The organism is Endozoicomonas sp. SESOKO2 (assembly GCF_024606245.1).
Lineage (GTDB): Bacteria > Pseudomonadota > Gammaproteobacteria > Pseudomonadales > Endozoicomonadaceae > Endozoicomonas_A.
In genome coordinates this window covers 1-1,004 of record NZ_JAHHPQ010000558.1, presented here as the reverse complement: position 1 = coordinate 1,004, position 1,004 = coordinate 1, and the positions used below count along the sequence as shown (strand labels likewise).

Genomic DNA, 1,004 nt, shown 5'->3' with positions numbered 1-1,004 from the left:
GTTGTGTATACAGGAAGTCTACATCAGGTGGACTGCGTCCGAACGGCACATTCAAGCCGCCCGAATTCAGAGAAAAAGATGATAGAAACTTAAGACGCCCTGCAGAATGGCTAACCACCGGGTATACAAAATCAGACATCAAGTGCTTTTTCACTGTAAAAGAGAACATTGCCAAAAGTATTACCGATCATTTACAGGATAAACATCAATTAGAAGAGGCTTTTGGCATTGACCCATTGCCCTGGCTGGTTTATTCCCAGCAAGGCGGTTCTGTAGAGGTTTATTTTGAGGATGAACTCCGTGGTGATCTGTTAGCACTTAATGAAGCCAGGCTCAGTAATTTTGCGATGTCCCATAACATTTCTGAAGAGAACTTGAAGAGGTTGTTGAATCTTCTGCCAATGTCGTTAAAAGCTGAAATCCTGAATCAACAGCATCTGCCAACACAACAGCATCCATTTCAGGCTGAGGACATTATAAAACTGGTAATGAACCCGGATCGCTTCACCCGTCAACACTTATGGGAATTAATAGACCAGGGTTTCCCTGTTCAAAAAAAAGTACTTTACTGGGGAGGATACCAAACAATATTTGATTTAGTGATCAAATCAGCAGAAAAATTATGTATGTATGATCTGTTGAACAGAGCGACGGGAGACGACGAAAACCAGTGTATGGGCTGGTCAGCTTACTACGAAGATATCATTATCCAATTGTCCACTGATCTGGCCAGGCTCGGAGTGGCTGTTAGTGAGGAAACCGCCAAGAATGCTTTAGAACAATTTTATTCAAAAAGACTTTTCTGCCACCTGAAGGCATTGGGAGTATCCTACCAGGGTACAGATTTATGGTCTTTAATGGTTGATTCCGACTCTATCAGTGATCAGGCTGTGATGCTGGAGTTTCATGAACGTTGCCAGAGATTCAGTTCAGCGAAACTGCAGGACGCGTTTCACCTCGTCCTTTGTCGACCTTTTGAGGGACATCATCCCTACGACCAATTA

The 1,004-nt window shown here is 43.2% G+C and carries 1 protein-coding gene; it reads left to right on the top strand.

From position 1 onward, the window contains the following. The coding region (locus KDK17_RS13565; RefSeq protein ID WP_257288276.1) for a hypothetical protein at positions 1–1,004 on the top strand (1,004 nt) is incomplete at both ends.